Source organism: Brucella gallinifaecis (assembly GCF_006476605.1).
GTDB lineage: Bacteria > Pseudomonadota > Alphaproteobacteria > Rhizobiales > Rhizobiaceae > Brucella > Brucella gallinifaecis.
Window position 1 is genome coordinate 86262 of sequence record NZ_ML636803.1, and the last position, 20848, is coordinate 107109.

Consider the following 20848-nt stretch of genomic DNA (forward strand, 5'->3'; position numbering starts at 1 on the left):
GGGCGCGAGTTGGAAAACACGTGTCCTTGAAGGGTAGGGGACCGGAGACTTTTCACCGGAGAAATTTAATGGCATCGGCTGCTGAACAGCTAGTTTCCAATCTTAATTTTTCAGCTTTCTCTAAAGCTGAAGAACTCAAGAAGCGTATCTGGTTTACACTGGGTGCTTTGCTCGTGTACCGTTTTGGTACTTATATTCCGCTACCTGGCATCAATCCTGATGCGCTTGCGCAGGCTTTCCAGCAGCATAGCCAAGGTGTGCTCGGGCTTTTCAATATGTTTGCCGGTGGTGCGGTTGGCCGTATGGCCATTTTTGCGCTTGGCATCATGCCTTACATTTCCGCCTCCATTATCGTGCAGCTTATGACGTCGGTTGTTCCGACGCTTGAAGCGCTGAAAAAGGAAGGCGAATCGGGCCGCAAGATCATCAATCAGTACACACGTTATGGCACTGTGCTTCTGGCGATTGTTCAGGCCTATGCAATTTCGGTCGGTTTGCAGGCTGGTAACGGTATTGTTACAAACCCTGGACCAATGTTCCTTGTTTCATCAGTCATTACGCTTGTTGGCGGTACTATGTTCCTGATGTGGCTTGGTGAACAGATCACAGCACGCGGTATTGGTAACGGTATTTCGCTGATCATCTTCGCAGGTATCGTGGCAAACCTTCCGCATGCCATTTCCGGCACGCTGGAACTGGGCCGTACGGGCGCTTTGTCCACCGGACTTATTCTCGGCGTTATCATTCTGGCTATAGCGCTTATTGCAATTATCGTTTTCGTTGAACGTGCGCAGCGTCGTCTTCTGATCCAGTATCCGAAGCGTCAGGTTGGTAATCGTATGTTCCAGGGCGATACTTCGCATCTGCCGCTTAAGCTCAATACTGCCGGTGTTATTCCTCCAATCTTTGCTTCGTCGCTTCTGCTTTTGCCTGCGACTGTCGCAGGATTCGCAAATACGGCTGAAATGCCAGCCTGGGGGACGACCATTCTCAATGCTCTTGGTCATGGTCAGCCGCTTTATATGCTGTTTTATGCTGCTTTGATGGCGTTCTTCTGCTTCTTCTATACGGCAATTGTATTCAATCCCAAGGATACTGCTGACCAGCTCAAGAAGCACTCTGGCTTTATTCCGGGCATTCGCCCGGGGGAACGTACAGCCGAGTATATAGACTATGTGTTGACACGTATAACGGTTGTCGGCGCTATCTATATTGTGCTTGTCTGTCTTCTGCCGGAATTCCTGATTTCCGCGACCGGTGTACCTTTCTATCTTGGTGGTACTTCGTTGTTGATCGTGGTCAGCGTAACGCTCGATACGGTTGCGCAAATTCAGGGGCATCTTGTCGCCCATCAATATGAAGGGTTGATCAAGAAATCCAAACTCAGAGGTGGGAAACGTAGTAAATGAGATTGATACTTCTTGGGCCGCCCGGAGCAGGTAAGGGGACGCAGGCTGGACTTCTTACCAAGAAGCATGGAATACCTCAGCTTTCGACGGGCGATATGCTGCGTGCAGCAGTCGCTCAGCAAAGTGAGATCGGGAAGCGTGCCAAGGCCGTTATGGATGCCGGGCAACTGGTTTCCGATGAAATCGTGAACCAGATTGTTTCTGAGCGCATTGATGCGCCGGATTGTGCGAGCGGTTTTATTCTGGATGGCTATCCGCGTACTGTGCCACAAGCTCAGGCACTGGGTGAAATGCTGCTCGGTAAAGGTCTTAAGCTCGATGCAGTGATTGAGCTGAAAGTTGACGAGAATGCATTGGTGAAGCGTATGGAAAGTCGCGTCGCTGAAACCCTTGCTAAAGGTGGGCAGGTTCGTTCGGATGATAATCCTGAAGCGTTCCGCAAACGTCTTGTCGAGTATCGTGAGAAAACCGCGCCACTTTCAACCTATTATGCGGGAACTGGTGAATTGCGTGTTCTCAACGGCATGGCACCGGTTGAGGATGTTACAGCAGAAATCGAGAGAATTCTCGTTCCGGCTTGAAATGGACCGATCAAGGTTCATTTGTGTGAATATGAATTACGGACAGGAAATATTTAGAGCTTTTTCTGTCCGTATTTTGTTCTAAAAGTTGCTTTTATTGTCTGTAAGGTTGCTACGATGACTTTACGGACAGTTAACAGTTGACTTTTTCAGGCGATTCCGTCAAAGACTGCGCCACTTCAATTGGTTTTGAATGGTCGGTTTTGGCGGATATAGTAAGAGGCCAGACCGGTCAAACAATGCTGTCTGGTTGATCGCATCGACCAGATGGATTTTTATGTAACTCAAGGAGAACAGACGTGGCACGTATCGCTGGCGTCAACATCCCGACAAATAAGCGCGTAATCATTGCGCTTCAGTACATTCACGGGATTGGACCAAAATTTGCTCGTCAGATCGTAACGAAAGTCGGTATTACCGATGATCGTCGCGTGAACCAGCTTTCGGATGCTGAAGTGCTTCAGATCCGTGAAGCAATCGATGCTGAATACCGGGTTGAAGGTGACCTGCGTCGTGAAGTTTCGATGAACATCAAGCGCTTGATGGACCTTGGCTGCTATCGCGGTCTGCGCCATCGTCGTTCGCTGCCTGTTCGTGGTCAGCGTACGCATACCAATGCGCGTACCCGTAAGGGTCCTGCAAAGGCTATCGCAGGTAAGAAGAAGTAATTTTCGGCAGAACCAATCGTTCTGCCGGGCTTGCCCGATAAACGGGCGGGTTCGGTGCTGGTCCTTATCAAAGGGCTGGTGGAGCCGCTGGAACTACGGCGGTGTCGAGATCGAGTTTTGAGAGGACTATCATGGCTAAGGAAGCCCAGCGTATTCGCCGTCGCGAACGCAAAAACATTTCGTCGGGCGTTGCCCACGTTAATTCGACGTTTAACAACACCATGATCACCATCACGGATGCACAGGGTAATGCGATTGCTTGGTCATCTGCAGGTGCTCAGGGTTTCAAGGGTTCGCGTAAGTCGACCCCGTTTGCCGCACAGATCGCTGCTGAAGATTGCGCCAAAAAGGCACAGGAACATGGCATGCGCTCCCTCGAAGTAGAGGTTTGCGGACCGGGTTCTGGTCGTGAATCTGCGCTACGCGCCCTTCAGGCTGCTGGCTTTGTGATTACGTCGATCCGCGATGTTACGCCGATCCCGCACAATGGTTGCCGTCCGCGCAAGAAGCGCCGGGTCTAATTTCTTTATATGCTGCATGAACCCTGAAATTAGTTTCCGGGTTCCTCTGCGGTTCTTCACAGGATCGCTACGATTGGATGGTAGCGACAGTTGATAGAGGAAAAATACATGATCCAGAAAAACTGGCAGGAACTCATCAAGCCGAACAAGGTGGATTTTATCACCAAAGGCTCTAATACGCATGCAACGGTTGTTGCTGAACCGCTGGAACGCGGCTTTGGTCTGACACTGGGCAATGCACTGCGTCGTGTTCTTCTGTCATCGCTGCGTGGCGCTGCTGTTACTGCCGTTCAGATTGACGGCGTTCTGCACGAATTTTCTTCCATTCCGGGTGTCCGCGAAGATACCACGGATATTGTGTTGAACGTTAAGGAAATCGCTATCCGTATGGAAGGCGAAGGCCCGAAGCGTATGGTTGTACGCAAGGAAGGCCCGGGCGTTGTCACAGCTGGAGATATTCAGACTGTTGGCGATGTCGAGATCCTTAACCCGGATCATGTCATCTGCACGCTGGATGAAGGCGCTGAAATCCGTATGGAACTCACCGTCAACACCGGTAAGGGCTATGTGCCTGCCGATCGCAATCGTGCGGAAGATGCTCCAATCGGCCTTATTCCGGTTGACAGCCTTTATTCGCCGATCCGCAAGGTATCGTACAAGATTGAGAACACCCGTGAAGGTCAGGTTCTCGATTATGACAAGCTGACGCTTAACATTGAAACCAATGGTTCGGTAAGCGGTGAAGATGCTGTTGCTTATGCAGCACGCATTCTTCAGGATCAGCTGGCTGTGTTCGTTAACTTCGAAGAGCCACAGAAGGAAGCTCCGCAGGAACAGGTTGCGGAACTTGCTTTCAATCCGGCTCTGCTCAAGAAGGTCGACGAACTCGAGCTGTCTGTACGTTCGGCAAACTGCCTGAAGAACGACAATATCGTCTATATCGGCGATCTGATCCAGAAGACGGAAGCCGAGATGCTGCGGACTCCGAATTTCGGCCGCAAGTCGCTCAACGAGATCAAGGAAGTACTGGCGTCGATGGGGCTCCATCTGGGCATGGAAATCCCAGCCTGGCCGCCTGAAAATATCGAAGATCTCGCCAAGCGCTACGAAGACCAATATTAAGACCGGACAATTCCGGCTGAACTGAATTAAAGGAGAAGGCCATGCGCCACGGTAATGGACAGCGTAAGCTGAACCGCACTGCCTCGCATCGCAAGGCAATGTTCGCCAACATGGCGGCTTCGCTCATCGAGCACGAACAGATTGTGACCACACTTCCTAAAGCCAAGGAAATTCGTCCAATCGTAGAAAAGCTTGTCACACTGGGCAAGCGCGGTGATCTGCATGCACGTCGTCAGGCGATTTCCGCCATCCGCGACGTCAAGCTGGTTGCAAAGCTTTTTGATACATTGGCTACACGTTATGCAACCCGCAATGGTGGCTATATTCGTATCATGAAGGCAGGCTTCCGCACCGGTGACAATGCACCGCTTGCAGTTGTCGAGTTCGTTGAACGCGATGTGGATGCAAAGGGTAAGGCTGATCGCGCACGCGTTGAAGCTGAGCTTGCTGCGGAAGCAGACGCAGCGTAATTCACACTGCGCAATGATTTTAAAAGGGTCGCCACTGGCGGCCCTTTTTCGTTTCAAGTCTTATTTATCTAATCATTACAAAGCTGTAATGGTTTTGCCATATTACAGCCCTTTATCCTTGGCCTTGTTGTCTCCATATTGTTTTCAACTTGATGAATCGGGTTTCGGAAAAAGTTGGAGTTTGCGAATGAATTTGCGGCATTTTGGAATTACGAGTGTTGTTTTTGCTTATGTCTGCATGGCGGCATTGCCAGTATCAGCTCAGGATAATCCTGCTCCGGCGCAGGGAAAGCAGATTCCGTTAAACCGTGCCGATATGCAGCTTTCCTTTGCACCGCTTGTCAAAGAGACGGCGCCTGCGGTGGTCAATGTCTATGCAGCGCGGCAGGTACAGCAAAGACCATCTCCTTTTGCAGGCGATCCATTTTTCGAGCAGTTCTTCGGCAGGCAGTTTGGCGCAACCGGCAGGCTGCGGACTGAGCAATCGCTTGGTTCCGGTGTGATTGTGGATTCATCAGGTATCGTCGTGACCAACAATCATGTGATCAAGGATGCCGACGAAATCAAGGTTGCCTTGCCCGACGGACGTCAGCTTGAAAGCAAGGTTTTGCTTCGTGACGAAACAACTGATCTTGCTGTGCTCAAGATTGATGCGAAAGAGAAGTTCCCGGTTGTATCACTTGGAAACTCTGATGATGTTGAAGTGGGCGATCTTGTCCTTGCCATCGGAAATCCATTTGCTGTCGGACAGACGGTGACGAGCGGTATCGTATCGGCGCAATCACGCACACAGGTCGGTGTTTCCGATTTCGATTTCTTTATTCAGACAGATGCTGCGATTAATCCCGGCAATTCTGGCGGCGGTCTGATCGACATGCGTGGCCGGCTTATTGGAATCAATACGGCTATTTATTCGCGCTCAGGTGGTTCTGTGGGAATTGGCTTTGCTATTCCGTCCAATATGGTTCGCGCAGTTGTTGATGCTGCATTGAGTGGAAGCACAAGTTTTGCGCGTCCTTTTATCGGGGCTACATTCCAGAATATCACACCGGATGTTGCCGAAGGCCTTGGTATGGATAAATCGTTTGGCGTATTGGTTACAGCGATAACCAAAGGAGGGCCGGCAGAGCAGGCTGGTTTGAAAGTCGGTGATGTTGTCCTTTCGGTGCAGGGCGTGCGTGTGGATAATATCGACGTACTCGGTTATCGTCTTTCTACCGCAGGTATCGGTAATACGGTTAATCTGGACATTGTGCGCAATGGCAAAGACAGCAAACTGCCGGTGAAACTGGCAAAAGAGCCGGAAACCAAGCCACAGCAGAAACAGATAATTAAAGGCGATAACCCTTTTGAAGGTGCTGTGGTTGAGGAAATCACGCCTGCAATGGCGTCGAAGATGCGGCTGCGCCCGGGATCGCGTGGGGTGATTGTTACGGATGTTGTTGTTAATTCGCAGGCGGCACAGCTTGGCTTGCGTCAACGTGATATTATCCGTGCAATCAACGGCAATCCGATACGAACAATCAATGATTTGACAATGGCGCTCAATGGTGGCCGCGGTCTGGCATGGCGGCTTGAAGTGGAGCGTAATGGTGCATTGATCCGGCAGTTTGTGCGCTGAGCGCATTGCCGTCAAATTAATGAGTCCTGATCCTAAAAGTTGCATGTTGTTTCAGGCGGGACTATGCCTGAAACAACAGTTGTTTTTGTGGTATCGAGCGAAGTAAAATGAGCGATCTATTTTCTACTGCGGCTGACCCTAATGCCGATCGTAACAGGCCGCTTGCTGATCGGCTTCGCCCACGACAACTTTTTGAAGTGACGGGGCAGGAGCATCTGACTGGTCCAGAAGGTGTATTGACGCGAATGATTGCTTCCGGCTCGCTTGGTTCCATGATCTTCTGGGGGCCGCCAGGAACTGGAAAAACCACGGCTGCCAGATTGCTTGCAGGCGAGACTGAACTTGCATTTGAGCAAATTTCTGCGATTTTTTCCGGTGTCGCTGATCTTAAAAGAGTTTTTGAATCAGCGCGAGCGCGGCGCATGTCTGGCCGCCAGACTTTGCTGTTTGTGGATGAGATTCATCGATTTAATCGGGCACAGCAGGATAGTTTTCTGCCTGTAATGGAAGATGGCACTGTTATTCTCATAGGTGCGACGACAGAAAATCCTTCCTTTGAATTGAATGCCGCTTTGCTGTCGCGGGCGAGGGTGCTCACTTTTCATCCGCATGATGCAGCGAGCATTGCAACGCTTCTGACCCGTGCTGAAGAGCAGGAGGGACGTCCATTACCGCTGGATGAGGAAGCGCGGGCAAGTCTTATCCGTATGGCCGATGGAGATGGCCGTGCTGCTTTGACACTTGCCGAGGAAGTGTGGCGGGCCGCCAGACCTGACGAAATTTTCGATGCCGGGAAGTTGCAGGACGTGGTTCAGCGTCGCGCGCCGGTTTATGACAAGGGGCAGGACGGTCATTACAATCTGATTTCTGCGCTGCATAAATCTGTGCGTGGGTCTGATCCTGATGCCGCACTCTATTATCTTTGCCGCATGTTTGATGCGGGCGAAGATCCACTTTATCTGGGGCGTCGTCTTGTCCGTATGGCGGTTGAAGATATAGGCCTTGCTGATCCGCAGGCGCTTGCTATCTGCAATGCGGCCAAGGATGCCTATGATTATCTCGGCTCTCCTGAAGGCGAGCTGGCATTGGCGCAGGCCTGTGTTTATCTGGCAACCGCGCCAAAATCCAATGCTGTTTATATGGCCTATAAAGCATCTACGCGTGCTGCAAAGGAAAACGGTTCTTTGCTGCCGCCCAAGCATATTCTTAATGCGCCAACCAAACTTATGAAGAGTGAAGGCTATGGCGATGGTTATGCTTATGATCATGACCAGCCAGACGCTTTTTCTGGGCAGGATTATTTCCCGGAAGCGATGGGACGACAGGTGTTCTATGATCCACCAGAACGCGGTTTTGAACGGGAAATCCGCAAGAGGCTTGATTACTGGTCGCGCTTGAGAGCTGAGCGCCGGAGCGGGTACTGATTGGCGCTGCCAAAATTGCGGAAACAGATTATTATGTCATAATTCAGCCTTCATCTATCGTGGTAAAGTCCGAATAAATACAACTTATGGTTTTAATTAACTGATATGCTGTGGCTCATTTCATTAATAATTTCAATGGTCGGGCAACCTACAGACGCATCTGTAAACCATTTGATAACTACAAATATATCAATGGCTTAGTTAATTGCCTTTTACTGTTTAAAATTTATCGAAATTTTTAATTCCGATGAGGGTTCCATGACGCGCGTTTTATTGCTCGTTGCGCTCGTTATTCTCGGTGGTTGCGCAACCGCCCCGCGGCAGACCAGCAATGTATGTGCTGTTTTTGATCAGCGTGATGGCTGGATTAATAACTGGCAGAAGGATGCAACACGTGTTTCGCGTGAGTTTGGTGTGCCCGTGCATGTGCTGATGGCAACTATCTATACTGAGTCCGGGTTCCGTCCTTACGCACGACCACCGCGTACGAAGCTGCTTGGCTTTATTCCATGGAAGCGTGCGTCGAGCGCCTATGGCTATTCGCAGGCGCTGAACGGAACCTGGGATCGTTACAAGCGCGAAACGGGACGTTGGACAGCTTCACGCAGCAATTTTGGCGATGCTATTCATTTTATCGGTTGGTATCATAATGAAAGTAACCGAAGAAATGGCATAAGCCGTAATGATGCCTACAGGCTTTATCTTGCCTATTATTCCGGTCACGGTGGCTATGCCCGCGGTGTGTGGCGCAATAGTTCTACAGCCTTGAACGGTGCAAAACGGGCTCAGAACATGGCTAGCCGCTATGCTGCGCAATTGCGCTCTTGTGGGCGGATGGGCTAAAATATCTCAAAAATGCGTCAAAACTGGCATCAGGGGATTTAAGGTCACCATCCAGCCGCAATAAAAGTTATCATTCGCGGCGAATCGAACATTGAGGATCATCTTTTTATGCTGAAGAAACTCGGGATTGTCTTTATCGGGGCCACATTTTTGGCTGGCTGCACTTCAACCGACCCATATACAGGCCAAGAAAAGATGTCGAACACCGCGGGTGGTGCTGCAATCGGTGCCGCCGTTGGCGCTTTGGGTGGTCTGATGGTTGGTGGTTCCAGTCGTGCGCAGCGTAATGCTGTTCTGATCGGTGCTGGTATTGGTGCGCTTGGTGGTGGTGCAATCGGCAATTATATGGATCGTCAGGAATCCGAGTTGCGTAATCAGCTTCAGGGGACGGGCGTTTCAGTTACCCGCAATGGCGACCAGATTATTCTGAACATGCCTTCAGCCATTACCTTTGATACCGATCAGGATCAGGTGAAAAGCCAGTTCTATCCAACGCTTAATTCGGTAGCGATTGTTCTGCGCAAGTTTAATCAGACATTGGTTGATGTGTATGGCTTTACCGACTCGACAGGTAGTGCAAGCTATAATCAGGGGCTGTCGCAGCGCCGTGCGGCTTCTGTAGCAAGCTATCTTGGATCTCAGGGCATTGATCCGCGTCGCTTTGCTGTTATCGGTTATGGTGCAAGCCAGCCGGTTGCCAGCAATGCAACGCCTGAAGGACGTGCGCAGAATCGCCGTGTGGAAATTCAGATTTCCCCGTTGCGGGGCGCAGCGCAGTAAATTCAGTAATTGCGATAGTAGCATTTTTTGACGCAGTTTCTCGAAAGAGAGGCTGCGTTTTCATATTCTGATGGTCAATAGAATGATGAATTTGGGGGATTTTTAAAACTAATGCGTGGACAGATTGGCATCTTTTAGCTCTTGAATATTACAGAACAATAAAAGAACAAATTTTTTTATTGTTGAAAAACATTGACTTAGTTGTATTGCAAAATGAGAACAAAACGGATACAAATAGATATTGGCGGTGAGCCGACGGGCTTCTGGCGAGACAAGAGGATAGTGTAAGATGTCTCAGAAATCATTGCGACTCGTTGAGGATAATTCAGTGGATAAGACAAAGGCACTTGATGCGGCGCTGTCGCAAATTGAACGTGCATTCGGCAAAGGCTCTATTATGCGGCTCGGCCAGAATGAGGTCGTCGATATTGAGACTGTTCCAACTGGTTCGCTCTCGCTTGATATAGCGCTGGGCATCGGTGGTTTGCCTAAAGGACGCATAGTCGAAATTTATGGTCCTGAAAGCTCAGGCAAGACGACGCTTGCACTGCATACAATTGCGGAAGCGCAGAAGAAGGGCGGCATTTGCGCATTCGTTGATGCAGAACATGCGCTTGATCCGGTTTATGCACGCAAGCTTGGCGTTGACCTTGAAAACCTGTTGATCTCGCAGCCTGATACGGGCGAGCAGGCGCTTGAAATTACGGATACGCTTGTGCGCTCCGGTGCTATTGACGTTCTTGTTGTTGATTCGGTTGCAGCGCTTACGCCCCGCGCGGAAATTGAAGGCGAAATGGGCGATTCTCTGCCCGGCCTGCAGGCTCGCTTGATGAGCCAGGCACTGCGTAAGCTAACCGCTTCGATTTCGCGTTCTAACTGTATGGTTATTTTCATTAACCAGATTCGTATGAAAATCGGTGTCATGTTCGGTTCGCCCGAAACAACGACCGGTGGTAACGCATTGAAGTTTTATGCATCGGTGCGTCTTGATATTCGTCGTATTGGCTCGATCAAGGAGCGCGATGAAGTGGTCGGCAATCAGACCCGTGTGAAAGTGGTAAAGAACAAGCTTGCCCCTCCATTCAAGCAGGTTGAGTTTGATATTATGTATGGCGCGGGTGTTTCCAAGACGGGTGAATTAATTGATCTTGGTGTGAAGGCTGGCATTGTTGAAAAGTCAGGTGCATGGTTCTCGTATAATTCCCAGCGTCTTGGGCAGGGGCGTGAGAATGCCAAGCAATATCTCACGAGCAATCCGGAAGTTGCCAGAGAAATCGAAACAACACTTCGGCAAAATGCCGGTTTGATTGCCGAAAAATTTCTTGAAGATGGCGGTCCTGAAGCCGATGATGGGCCGGATGTAGCTGAAGCGTAGGCTTCTATTGTTATAGGATCAAAGCAAGCCCTGCACGATTGTGCAGGGTTTTTGTTATTTATGGCCAATAGTGTTGCATTGTTGCCGTTTTCTGTATTTGCGGCAGAAATTGCTTTTATAGCGCACTCTGCTTATCTGGACAGAAAAGCAGTGCACCGTTAAAAGCGGACAACAGAAATTCCACCTCACGGGCTTTCCATTATCGGGCAGTCGAAGCGTGGCGGCAGAATATGCCGTAACTTGCCGCGTTCCTGCGGGTGGAGATCATATAATTGATGCGTTTTCAATTCCGCATCTTATGCATGGCAGAAAATGCCCAAGGATGAAACATGGCTGGCGTCAACGAGATAAGGTCCACATTCCTCGACTACTTCCGTAAGAACGGACATGAAGTCGTTCCATCAAGCCCGTTGGTGCCGCGTAACGATCCGACGCTGATGTTCACCAATGCGGGTATGGTTCAGTTCAAGAATGTTTTTACAGGGCTTGAACAACGTCCTTACAGTCGTGCGACAACTTCCCAGAAATGCGTGCGTGCCGGCGGCAAGCATAATGATCTTGATAATGTCGGCTATACTGCACGTCATCATACTTTCTTTGAAATGCTGGGTAATTTTTCCTTTGGCGATTATTTCAAGGAAGAAGCGATCAGCCATGCCTGGAACCTGATTACCAAGGAGTTTGGCCTTAACAAGGACAAGCTGCTCGTTACCGTTTATCACACTGATGATGATGCCGCGAATTTCTGGAAGAAGATTGCCGGTCTTTCCGATGATCGCATTATCCGTATTTCAACGAATGATAATTTCTGGGCTATGGGCGATACTGGCCCATGTGGTCCTTGTTCCGAAATATTCTACGATCACGGTGATCACATATGGGGTGGACCTCCCGGATCGGCTGACGAAGACGGCGATCGCTTTATCGAGATTTGGAACCTCGTTTTCATGCAATATGAACAGGTTACTCCTGATCAGCGCATTGATCTGCCGCGTCCGTCAATTGATACAGGCATGGGTCTTGAGCGCGTTGCAGCTGTGCTTCAGGGTGTGCATGACAATTATGATATTGATCTTTTCAAGGCTTTGATCCGTGCTTCAGAAGAGGCAACAGGCGTTAAAGCTGAAGGTGATTTCCGCGCCAGTCATCGCGTCATTGCCGATCATTTGCGTGCATCGAGCTTCCTGATTGCTGATGGTGTTCTGCCTTCGAATGAAGGTCGCGGCTATGTACTGCGCCGTATCATGCGTCGCGCCATGCGCCATGCCCAATTGCTTGGTGCAAGCCAGCCATTGATGTGGCGTCTTTTGCCAGCTTTGATCCGTGAAATGGGACAGGCTTATCCTGAACTCATCCGTGCTGAAGCTCTTATTTCTGAAACGCTCAAGCTTGAAGAAACCCGTTTCCGCAAAACACTTGAACGAGGCCTCGGTCTTTTGTCGGATGCATCGGAAAATCTGGTTGAAGGTGATCGCCTTGATGGTGAAACTGCCTTCAAACTTTATGATACCTATGGTTTCCCGCTTGATCTGACACAGGACGCTCTTCGTCAGCGTGGTGTGACGGTTGATACGGATGGTTTTAATGCCGCTATGCAACGCCAGAAGGCTGAAGCACGTGCCAACTGGTCGGGTTCCGGTGAAGCTGCAACCGAGACCATTTGGTTCGGCATCAAAGACAAGGTCGGTGTGACCGAATTTCTGGGCTATGAGACTGAGAGTGCTGAAGGCATAATCACCGCTCTTGTACGTGATGGAGCTGAAGTGGCATCCGTTGCTGAAGGTGAAGCCGTTTCGGTTGTCGTCAACCAGACGCCATTTTATGGTGAATCTGGTGGTCAGCAAGGTGATACGGGAACAATTTCCGGTGAAGGCTTTGTCATCACGGTCACTGACACGCAGAAGAAGGGCGAGGGCGTTTTTGTTCATACCGGCAAGGTAACAAAGGGCTCGGTGAAGGTTGGTGAAGCTGTTGAATTGAAGGTGGACAGCGAGCGTCGTACACGTATTCGTTCCAACCACTCTGCAACTCACCTTCTGCATGAAGCGCTGCGCGAAACGCTCGGGTCACATGTGGCGCAGAAGGGGTCGCTTGTTGCGCCTGACCGTTTACGCTTCGACTTTTCGCATCCAAAACCGATTTCGGCAGAAGAGCTGACTGCTGTTGAAAATCTTGCTAACGAGATTATTCTGCAAAATGCACCGGTTACAACGCGTTTGATGGCCGTCGATGATGCGATTGCAGAAGGTGCAATGGCGTTGTTTGGCGAAAAATATGGCGATGAAGTGCGTGTTGTTTCAATGGGTACAGCCAAGCATGGCGAGAAGGCTGGCAAGGCTTACTCGGTTGAACTTTGCGGTGGTACGCATGTTCGCCAGACCGGTGATATTGGCCTTGTTCGTATTCTGTCCGACAGTGGCGTTGCTGCGGGTGTTCGTCGTATGGAAGCGCTTACGGGTGAGGCGGCTCGCCTTTATCTCGAAGAGCAGGACGAGCGCGTCAAGGCAATCGCCAGTGTATTGAAAACAACCCCATCGGAAACGCTGGAACGTGTGAATGCACTGGTTGATGAACGTAAAAAGCTGGAACGTGAACTGGCTGATGCCCGTCGGCAATTGGCGCTGAGCGGTGGTTCGTCAGAGGGGGGCAGCGCAGTTGAGATTGTTAACGGCGTTAACTTCCTTGGCAAGGTTGTAACCGGCGTTTCCCCGCGTGATCTCAAGCCTCTTGCTGATGAAGGCAAAAAGCAGGTTGGCTCTGGCGTTGTTGTCTTCATCGGTGTGGGCGAAGATGGCAAAGCGAGTGCCGTTGCTGCTGTGACCGAGGATCTGCTTGGCCGTTTCAGCGCGGTTGATCTGGTACGTGTAGCGTCCAGCGCTCTTGGTGGTGCTGGTGGCGGTGGCCGCCCGGATATGGCACAGGCTGGTGGACCCGATGGTACTAAAGCAAATGATGCAATCGCTGCTGTGAAAGCGCAGGTTGTTTGATTGATCACTTATAAGAATGAGCGGGCCGGAGTTTTTCCGGCCTTCTTTTTTGTACGCTATATGCAGGTTGCAAACAAAAAACGGCGGGAAAATTTCCCGCCGTTTTTTCATTCATTTAAACAGGCTTAAGCAGCCATTGCCTTCTGAAGGTTTTCATCAATCTTGTCGAGGAAGCCGGTGGTCGAGAGCCAAGGCTGATCCGGACCGATAAGCAGTGCCAGATCCTTGGTCATGTAGCCACTTTCAACGGTGTCCACGCAGACTTTTTCCAATGTATCAGCAAAGCGCTTCAGCTCATCATTGTTATCGAGCTTTGCACGATGGGCGAGGCCGCGGGTCCATGCAAAGATCGAAGCGATGGAGTTGGTTGAGGTTTCCTCACCCTTCTGATGCTGGCGATAGTGACGGGTCACTGTGCCATGTGCCGCTTCTGCTTCAACAGTCTTGCCATCTGGCGTCATCAAAACCGAGGTCATCAGGCCGAGAGAACCGAAACCCTGTGCCACGATGTCGGACTGCACGTCGCCGTCGTAGTTCTTACAAGCCCAGACATAACCGCCGGACCACTTGAGAGCCGAAGCGACCATGTCGTCGATCAGACGGTGTTCATACCAGATCTTTGCTTCCTTGAACTTTTCAGCAAATTCAGCCTGATAGACTTCTTCGAAAATGTCCTTGAAGCGACCATCATAGGCCTTAAGGATAGTGTTCTTGGTCGACAGATAAACCGGGTAGTTACGCTGCAAGCCGTAATTCAGCGAAGCGCGTGCAAATTCGCGGATCGATTCGTCGAGATTGTACATGGCCATTGCCACGCCTGCAGATGGAGCCTGATAGACTTCATGTTCGATGGTTTCGCCGTCTTCACCGACAAATTTGATCGATAGTGTACCTTTGCCCGGGAATTTGAAATCGGTTGCACGGTACTGATCACCAAACGCATGACGGCCAACGATGATTGGCTGTGTCCAGCCTGGAACCAGGCGAGGGACGTTCTTGCAGATGATTGGTTCGCGGAAGATAACGCCGCCGAGGATGTTGCGGATTGTGCCGTTTGGCGACTTCCACATCTTCTTGAGCTTGAATTCTTCAACGCGGGCTTCATCCGGCGTGATGGTTGCGCATTTTACGCCAACACCATGTTCCTTGATAGCATTTGCAGCATCAATGGTGACTTGATCGTTGGTCGCATCGCGGTGTTCGACCGAAAGATCGTAATATTTCAGATCGATGTCGAGGTATGGGTGGATCAGCTTATCCTTGATGAACTGCCAGATGATGCGGGTCATCTCATCGCCGTCGAGTTCAACGACCGGGTTTGCAACCTTGATTTTTGCCATTGATAATGCCTCTTATTGAATGCGTTGCGCTCGTATAGCATCGGTGAACGCGAAGGCAAAGCGTCAGAGGCTTATTCTTTGGCCTATAGACACATTTTCAGGCGGCGTGATGTGAGGACTTTCGCCATTCTGAACGCTGTTCACGATAAGTTTCTTGTTCGCGCAATAATATAGCATCTGCATCCAGTGTTGAGATGCCAGTCTTTTTATCTGTCGGCACAAGGCCCATTGATTGCAATGCGAGATAGCGACCGCAACAAACCCGAAGAAATGATGCAAAATTATCAAGATCATGGCCTTCTGCACGAGATTCATCATAAAGACGACCCAGAAGGCGATTGATTGTCAGATTGTCACGCATGGCTATATCTTCCAGCGCCCACCAGAAGAAATTTTCAAGCCGCACACTTGTGACGACACCATCAATGCGCAGTGAGCGCGTAACGCTTTGCCAAAGCTCAGGCTCAGCACCGATGAACAATCTGCACATATGTTCCTCCCGAAAAATCTCCGATCATAATGTTGCGTAATTTGATGCTGCCTGCAACCGGTTTGGAATTGCAGGCAGTATATGATCAATTATGCGTGATTTTTGTGCCGAGAACGACGAGGAACTGGGATAGCCATGCCGGATGTGCAGGCCATGCGGGTGCTGTCACCAGATTGCCGTCGGTAACGGCCTGATCGACGGGAATATCAGCATATTTGCCACCGGCCAGTTCGACCTCTGGCCGGCATGCGGGATAAGCAGAACAGGTTCGGCCTTCGAGCACGCGTGCTGCGGCCAGAATTTGTGCGCCATGACAGACAGCAGCGACCGGCTTGTCAGCTTCAAAGAAGTGTCTGACGATTGCGATGACCTTTTCATCAAGACGAAGATATTCAGGTCCGCGTCCACCGGGAATGACCAGTGCGTCGTAGTTTTCAGCATTTACATCGGCAAATGTCGCATTGAGCGTAAAATTATGCCCGGGCTTTTCAGTATAGGTCTGATCGCCCTCAAAGTCGTGAATAGCGGTTGCTATAGCATCGCCTGCCTTTTTGCCGGGACAGACGGCATGGACCTTATGCCCAACGGCGAGAAGCGTCTGAAATGGAACCATAGTTTCATAATCTTCGCAGAAATCACCGCAGATCATGAGAATCTTTTTGCCGGACATGATTTTCCTCCCTGTCAAATTCAGTGTCGGTTGGGGCAGTTTGACATGGATGGGAGAAAGACTGGTGTTATTCCGCTACTACATGCGGTTTTCCGTATCGAATGTAAGGGGAATCTTTGCGATTTGGTGTCAAACATGTCAGGGAAGCGCCGTGTTGATATAGTAGTGACGGAAATTATCATGGCAGGAACAGACAAACAGCGCCCTATGATCACCGAAGGACCAGTGATTATTCTGGTTAATCCGCAATTGCCGGAAAATATCGGCATGGTGGCACGCGCTATGGCAAATTTTGGTCTTGCCGAATTACGGCTGGTTGAGCCGCGTGAAGAGTTTCCCAGTGAAAAGGCGCGTGCTGCTGCAAGCAAGGCTGATCATATTATCGACAATGCCGTCGTTTATGATGATCTTGCATCCGCAATTGCAGATCTCAACTTTGTTTACGCCACCACAGCGCGTGAACGCGATGGTTTCAAGCCGGTGCGTAGCCCGGTGGAGGCCAATAGCGAATTGCGCCGCCGTTTTAACGCCGGCAAAAAAGTTGGCATTATGTTCGGTCGCGAACGCTTTGGTCTCAGTAATGAAGAGGTGGGGCTTGCGGATGAGCTGGTAACGTTCCCGGTTAATCCTGCATTCGCTTCGCTTAATATTGCGCAAGCCGTGTTGCTGATGTCTTATGAATGGATGAAGTCGGGACTTGCAACGGAAAGAGACACGGTTTTTCGTGGTCCCGAAATGGAAACAGCGCCGAAGATGGAATTGCAGAGTCTTTTCAATCATCTGGAAGAGGCGCTTGATATTCGGGGTTATTTTCGCCCTGAGGCCAAAAAAGAAATTATGGTCAATAATCTGCGTTCGGTGCTCACACGTGCAGGTTTTGCATCGGCGGAACTCAAGCTTTTACGCGGCGTGATCACTTCACTTGATGTGTTTTCGCCCAAAAAACCGCGTGGCTCAGGCGCCCCTGAAGGTCGTGCGCGCAAATCTGTAACTGAGGACAAGACTGAATGAAACCAGCACTCGAAGCAGAGCATACCGACAAGTTGTCCGCTATTTCTGAAAGGCCGGTTCTGATTTTCGATAGCGGTATTGGCGGGTTGACTGTTTTGCGCGAGGCGCGAGTGATGATGCCTGATCGGCGGTTTGTCTATATCGCCGATGATGCGGGGTTTCCTTATGGTGACTGGGAAGAGGATGCATTGCGTGCACGCATCGTCAAACTCTTTGGTGGTCTTATTACCGAGCATGATCCTGAAATTGTGGTGATTGCGTGCAATACGGCTTCGACGCTGGTGCTTGATGATTTGCGCAAGGCTTACCCTTTCATGCCTTTTGTTGGAACGGTTCCGGCAATAAAGCCTGCCGCCGAGCGGACATCGTCGGGGCTTGTTTCTGTGCTGGCAACGCCGGGAACAGTCAAACGCGCTTATACACGCGATCTTATCCAGTCATTTGCCACGCAATGTCATGTGCGGCTTGTTGGAGCTGATCGGCTTGCAGGAATAGTGGAATCCCATATTCGCGGTGAGACGATTGATGAGGCACTGGTCGTCGAGCAGATAACACCGTGTTTTGTCGAAAAGGACGGTCGTCGCACGGATATTGTCGTGCTTGCCTGCACACATTACCCGTTTCTTGCGAATGTGTTTCGTCGGCTTGCGCCATGGCCGGTCGATTGGCTTGATCCTGCCGAGGCTATTGCAAGGCGTACTGTTTCGCTTCTGCAACCACGCGAGATTAATAAGGCATTACATCATCATGATGATCTTGCCGTTTTCACATCGCAAAAGCCTGATTATGCTATTCGTCGCCTTATGCAGGGATTTGGTTTACACTTTTAAAATGATGCTTTCATCAAGGTGTAATAAAAGGCGAGGAAAGCAGTTTTGGAAGGAACTATCTGCGCGTAGTTTCGTTTTCCATAAAGCTAAATGCGGAGGTGAGTTATGGATATTGTTGAAGTCCGCGTCAGTTCTGTTGGTGGTTTCGCTACCTATATGGTCGAGTTTGTAACCGAAGGTGAGGAGCGGATCACTGTCAAGGTTGAGAATGAAACCGGGAGCGAACTTTCACGTGATGTCGTGATACGCAAGGCGGCTTTAAAACTGGGTGAGGCGCTTGGCGTTGCTTGTCTTGAATGTGGAATTGAACCCGCAAGCCAGATTACGATCCCGAGTGCGCGTCGGGCAGGCGACAGGCCTGAGCTTGAGCGGCAACTCAATGAAGGACTTGAAGGCACATTTCCCGCCAGTGATCCCGTATCAGTAACAGCTTCCACTATTGCAGGTTTTGCAGGGCCCAAAAACTGATTTGCCTTTAAATGATGAAGCCGGACAATTCGTCCGGCTTTTGAAGTTGTTCATAAAATGATTCTGTTTTTTATTTTATCTAATTGATTATATTATAAATTACGGCGCTTTCCTTCTATGAGGTCAAGCACGGCACGGGCACAATCGAGCACATTGCTTCCTGGGCCAAAAACAGCTGATACACCATGGTCGAACAGATATTGATAGTCTTGACGGGGGACTACGCCGCCACAAACAACGATGATATTCTCCGCGCCTTTTTTACGCAATGTTTCGACAAGTTGCGGCAGCAATGTTTTATGTCCGGCGGCGAGTGACGATACACCCAACACATGGACTTTGGCTTTGATCGCCATGTCCGCCGCTTCATCGGGTGTCTGGAACAGGGGGCCGGCCAGCACTTCAAAACCAATGTCACCAAAGGCAGATGCAATTATTTTTGCACCACGATCATGCCCATCCTGACCGAGTTTGGCAATCATGACGCGGGGGGTGGATCCGTTCTGTTTTGAAAACTCTTCAAGGCGCTCTTTGAGTGTTTGATATTCCGGTTCGTTTTCGTACGCTGCGCCATAGACCTTTTTCACAACTTTTGGCACTGCCACATGATCGCCAAAAGCACTGCGCATGGCATCTGAAATTTCGCCAACAGTTGCGCGTGCACGTGAAGCCTCGACGGCTGCTGCCAGAATATTGCCTTCGCCGGTTTTCGCGACCTGTTGCAGCCTGGAAAGTGCCGCCTCCACTTTTGTCTTGTTGCGGGTTTCTTTGATGTGATTGAGGCGGGCAATCTGCGAATTGCGCACAGCTGTGTTATCGATTTCAAGAATATCGATATTGTCTTCCTGTTCCAGGCGGAACTTGTTGACACCGACTATTACTTCTTCGCCCTTGTCGACGGCAGCCTGTCGGCGTGTGGCGGCTTCTTCGATCAATCGTTTTGGCAGGCCGCTTTCAACGGCCTTGGTCATACCGCCAAGATTTTCAACTTCTTCAATCAAAGCCCATGCTTTTTCGGCCAGCTCATTGGTCAGGCTTTCAATGTAATAGGAGCCAGCAAGCGGATCGACGACTTTGGTAACGCCGGTTTCGTTTTGTAAAATAAGCTGTGTGTTGCGTGCGATACGGGCGGAAAACTCTGTTGGCAAAGCAATGGCTTCGTCAAAAGAATTGGTATGCAGCGACTGGGTTCCGCCAAGGGCTGCCGACATAGCTTCAAAAGCCGTGCGCACGATATTGTTGTAGGGGTCTTGCTCCTGCAACGATACGCCCGATGTCTGGCAGTGGGTGCGCAGCATCAGCGATCCCGGCTTTTTGGGGTCGAATTCTTTCATGATGCGTGACCAGAGCAGTCGGGCTGCACGCAGTTTGGCAATTTCCATGAAAAAATTCATACCAATGGCGAAAAAGAACGATAAACGCCCTGCAAATTCGTCGACATTAAGCCCTTTGTTGAGCGCTGCACGCACATATTCGCGGCCATCAGCCAGCGTGAAGGCCAGTTCCTGCACCAGCGTCGCGCCTGCCTCCTGCATGTGATAGCCAGAAATGGAAATCGAATTGAATTTCGGCATTTCTGTAGCTGTATAGGCGATGATATCCGCGATAATCCGCATGGAAGGTTCCGGCGGATAGATATAGGTATTGCGGACCATGAATTCTTTGAGAATATCATTCTGAATGGTGCCGGATAACAGGTCGCGTGAGACGCCCTGTTCTTCGCCTGCGACGATAAAATTTGCAAGGATCGGGATCACTGCGCCATTCATCGTCATGGAAACGGAGATTTTTTCAAGCGGAATGCCGTCAAAGAGGATTTTCATGTCTTCGACAGAATCGATTGCCACACCTGCCTTGCCCACATCGCCTTCAACGCGCGGATGATCACTGTCATAGCCGCGGTGTGTTGCGAGATCAAAAGCAACCGAAACGCCCTGTTGACCGGCTGCAAGCGCCTTGCGGTAGAAGTTGTTGGATTCTTCTGCAGTCGAAAAGCCTGCATATTGGCGAATGGTCCATGGACGACCGGCATACATGGTGGCACGGGGGCCGCGCAGGAAAGGCTCAAAACCGGGCAGGGTGTCGAGATGCCCAATGGGCGTTAAATCGTCAGCCGTGTAAAGCGGCTTGACGTCAATGCCTTCGGGGGTGTGCCAGACAAGGCTATCGGCAGGGCGCTTGAGTTCTTTTTCGGCCAGTTTCGACCAGTCTTCACGGGTAGGACGCTTGCTCATGTCT

Annotated in this window: 19 protein-coding genes; 15 read left to right on the forward strand and 4 right to left on the reverse strand. The window is 50.4% G+C overall.

The window, feature by feature from the left end:
- Window positions 1-68 precede the first annotated feature (68 nt).
- The 12 genes from secY (at window position 69) to alaS (ending at window position 13801) form a co-directional block, all read left to right on the forward strand.
- Entirely contained in the window at window positions 69-1409 is a 1341-nt protein-coding gene (gene secY / locus FHY56_RS07030; protein ID WP_140904466.1) for a preprotein translocase subunit SecY, read from the forward strand.
- The gene (locus FHY56_RS07035; RefSeq protein WP_140904467.1) at window positions 1406-1990 is read left to right on the forward strand and encodes an adenylate kinase; all 585 of its coding nucleotides are present in this window, start codon (window positions 1406-1408) and stop codon (window positions 1988-1990) included. The genes secY and FHY56_RS07035 overlap by 4 nt, the downstream gene beginning before the upstream one ends.
- A 299-nt stretch (window positions 1991-2289) precedes the next feature.
- A complete protein-coding gene (gene rpsM / locus FHY56_RS07040; protein WP_140904468.1) occupies window positions 2290-2658 on the forward strand; it encodes a 30S ribosomal protein S13 in 369 nt (122 codons plus the stop codon).
- Between the two features lie 131 nt (window positions 2659-2789).
- A complete protein-coding gene (gene rpsK / locus FHY56_RS07045) occupies window positions 2790-3179 on the forward strand; it encodes a 30S ribosomal protein S11 (RefSeq protein ID WP_024897028.1) in 390 nt (129 codons plus the stop codon).
- 108 nt (window positions 3180-3287) lie between these two features.
- The gene (locus tag FHY56_RS07050) at window positions 3288-4301 is read left to right on the forward strand and encodes a DNA-directed RNA polymerase subunit alpha (RefSeq protein ID WP_140904469.1); all 1014 of its coding nucleotides are present in this window, start codon (window positions 3288-3290) and stop codon (window positions 4299-4301) included.
- A 41-nt stretch (window positions 4302-4342) separates the two neighbouring features.
- The gene (rplQ, locus tag FHY56_RS07055) at window positions 4343-4771 is read left to right on the forward strand and encodes a 50S ribosomal protein L17 (protein ID WP_140904470.1); all 429 of its coding nucleotides are present in this window, start codon (window positions 4343-4345) and stop codon (window positions 4769-4771) included.
- Between the two features lie 187 nt (window positions 4772-4958).
- A complete protein-coding gene (locus FHY56_RS07060; protein WP_140904471.1) occupies window positions 4959-6392 on the forward strand; it encodes a DegQ family serine endoprotease in 1434 nt (477 codons plus the stop codon).
- 107 nt (window positions 6393-6499) lie between these two features.
- Window positions 6500-7816 carry a replication-associated recombination protein A gene (locus tag FHY56_RS07065; protein ID WP_140904472.1) on the forward strand — a complete coding sequence of 439 codons (1317 nt, stop codon included), beginning with the start codon at window positions 6500-6502 and terminating at the stop codon, window positions 7814-7816.
- 258 nt (window positions 7817-8074) lie between these two features.
- A complete protein-coding gene (locus FHY56_RS07070; RefSeq protein ID WP_140904473.1) occupies window positions 8075-8659 on the forward strand; it encodes a transglycosylase SLT domain-containing protein in 585 nt (194 codons plus the stop codon).
- 108 nt (window positions 8660-8767) lie between these two features.
- On the forward strand, window positions 8768-9439 hold the full coding sequence (locus FHY56_RS07075; protein ID WP_140904474.1) for a YiaD family glycine zipper/OmpA-like lipoprotein: 672 nt from the start codon (window positions 8768-8770) through the stop codon (window positions 9437-9439).
- Between the two features lie 289 nt (window positions 9440-9728).
- A complete protein-coding gene (gene recA / locus FHY56_RS07080; RefSeq protein WP_140904475.1) occupies window positions 9729-10814 on the forward strand; it encodes a recombinase RecA in 1086 nt (361 codons plus the stop codon).
- A 329-nt stretch (window positions 10815-11143) separates the two neighbouring features.
- A complete protein-coding gene (gene alaS, locus FHY56_RS07085) occupies window positions 11144-13801 on the forward strand; it encodes an alanine--tRNA ligase (protein WP_140904476.1) in 2658 nt (885 codons plus the stop codon).
- A 125-nt stretch (window positions 13802-13926) separates the two neighbouring features.
- Here alaS and FHY56_RS07090 read toward each other — a convergent pair whose 3' ends face one another.
- The 3 genes from FHY56_RS07090 to FHY56_RS07100 all read right to left on the reverse strand — a co-directional run bounded on the left by FHY56_RS07090 (window position 13927) and on the right by FHY56_RS07100 (window position 16301).
- A complete protein-coding gene (locus FHY56_RS07090) occupies window positions 13927-15141 on the reverse strand; it encodes an NADP-dependent isocitrate dehydrogenase (protein ID WP_140904477.1) in 1215 nt (404 codons plus the stop codon).
- 97 nt (window positions 15142-15238) lie between these two features.
- Window positions 15239-15631 carry a ribbon-helix-helix domain-containing protein gene (locus FHY56_RS07095; RefSeq protein WP_140904478.1) on the reverse strand — a complete coding sequence of 131 codons (393 nt, stop codon included), beginning with the start codon at window positions 15629-15631 and terminating at the stop codon, window positions 15239-15241.
- Between the two features lie 85 nt (window positions 15632-15716).
- Window positions 15717-16301 carry a DJ-1/PfpI family protein gene (locus FHY56_RS07100; RefSeq protein ID WP_140904479.1) on the reverse strand — a complete coding sequence of 195 codons (585 nt, stop codon included), beginning with the start codon at window positions 16299-16301 and terminating at the stop codon, window positions 15717-15719.
- A 180-nt stretch (window positions 16302-16481) separates the two neighbouring features.
- Between FHY56_RS07100 and FHY56_RS07105 the strand changes: the two genes are divergently transcribed.
- The 3 genes from FHY56_RS07105 (at window position 16482) to FHY56_RS07115 (ending at window position 18610) form a co-directional block, all read left to right on the forward strand.
- Window positions 16482-17312 carry an RNA methyltransferase gene (locus FHY56_RS07105; RefSeq protein WP_140904480.1) on the forward strand — a complete coding sequence of 277 codons (831 nt, stop codon included), beginning with the start codon at window positions 16482-16484 and terminating at the stop codon, window positions 17310-17312.
- Window positions 17309-18142, forward strand: a complete 834-nt coding sequence (murI, locus tag FHY56_RS07110) for a glutamate racemase (protein WP_140904481.1) — start codon at window positions 17309-17311, stop codon at window positions 18140-18142. Before FHY56_RS07105 ends, murI begins: the two co-directional genes overlap by 4 nt.
- A gap of 105 nt (window positions 18143-18247) precedes the next feature.
- The gene (locus FHY56_RS07115; protein ID WP_140904482.1) at window positions 18248-18610 is read left to right on the forward strand and encodes a hypothetical protein; all 363 of its coding nucleotides are present in this window, start codon (window positions 18248-18250) and stop codon (window positions 18608-18610) included.
- Window positions 18611-18702: 92 nt separating this feature from the next.
- Here FHY56_RS07115 and scpA read toward each other — a convergent pair whose 3' ends face one another.
- Window positions 18703-20844 carry a methylmalonyl-CoA mutase gene (gene scpA, locus FHY56_RS07120; protein ID WP_140904483.1) on the reverse strand — a complete coding sequence of 714 codons (2142 nt, stop codon included), beginning with the start codon at window positions 20842-20844 and terminating at the stop codon, window positions 18703-18705.
- Window positions 20845-20848: the final 4 nt, after the last annotated feature.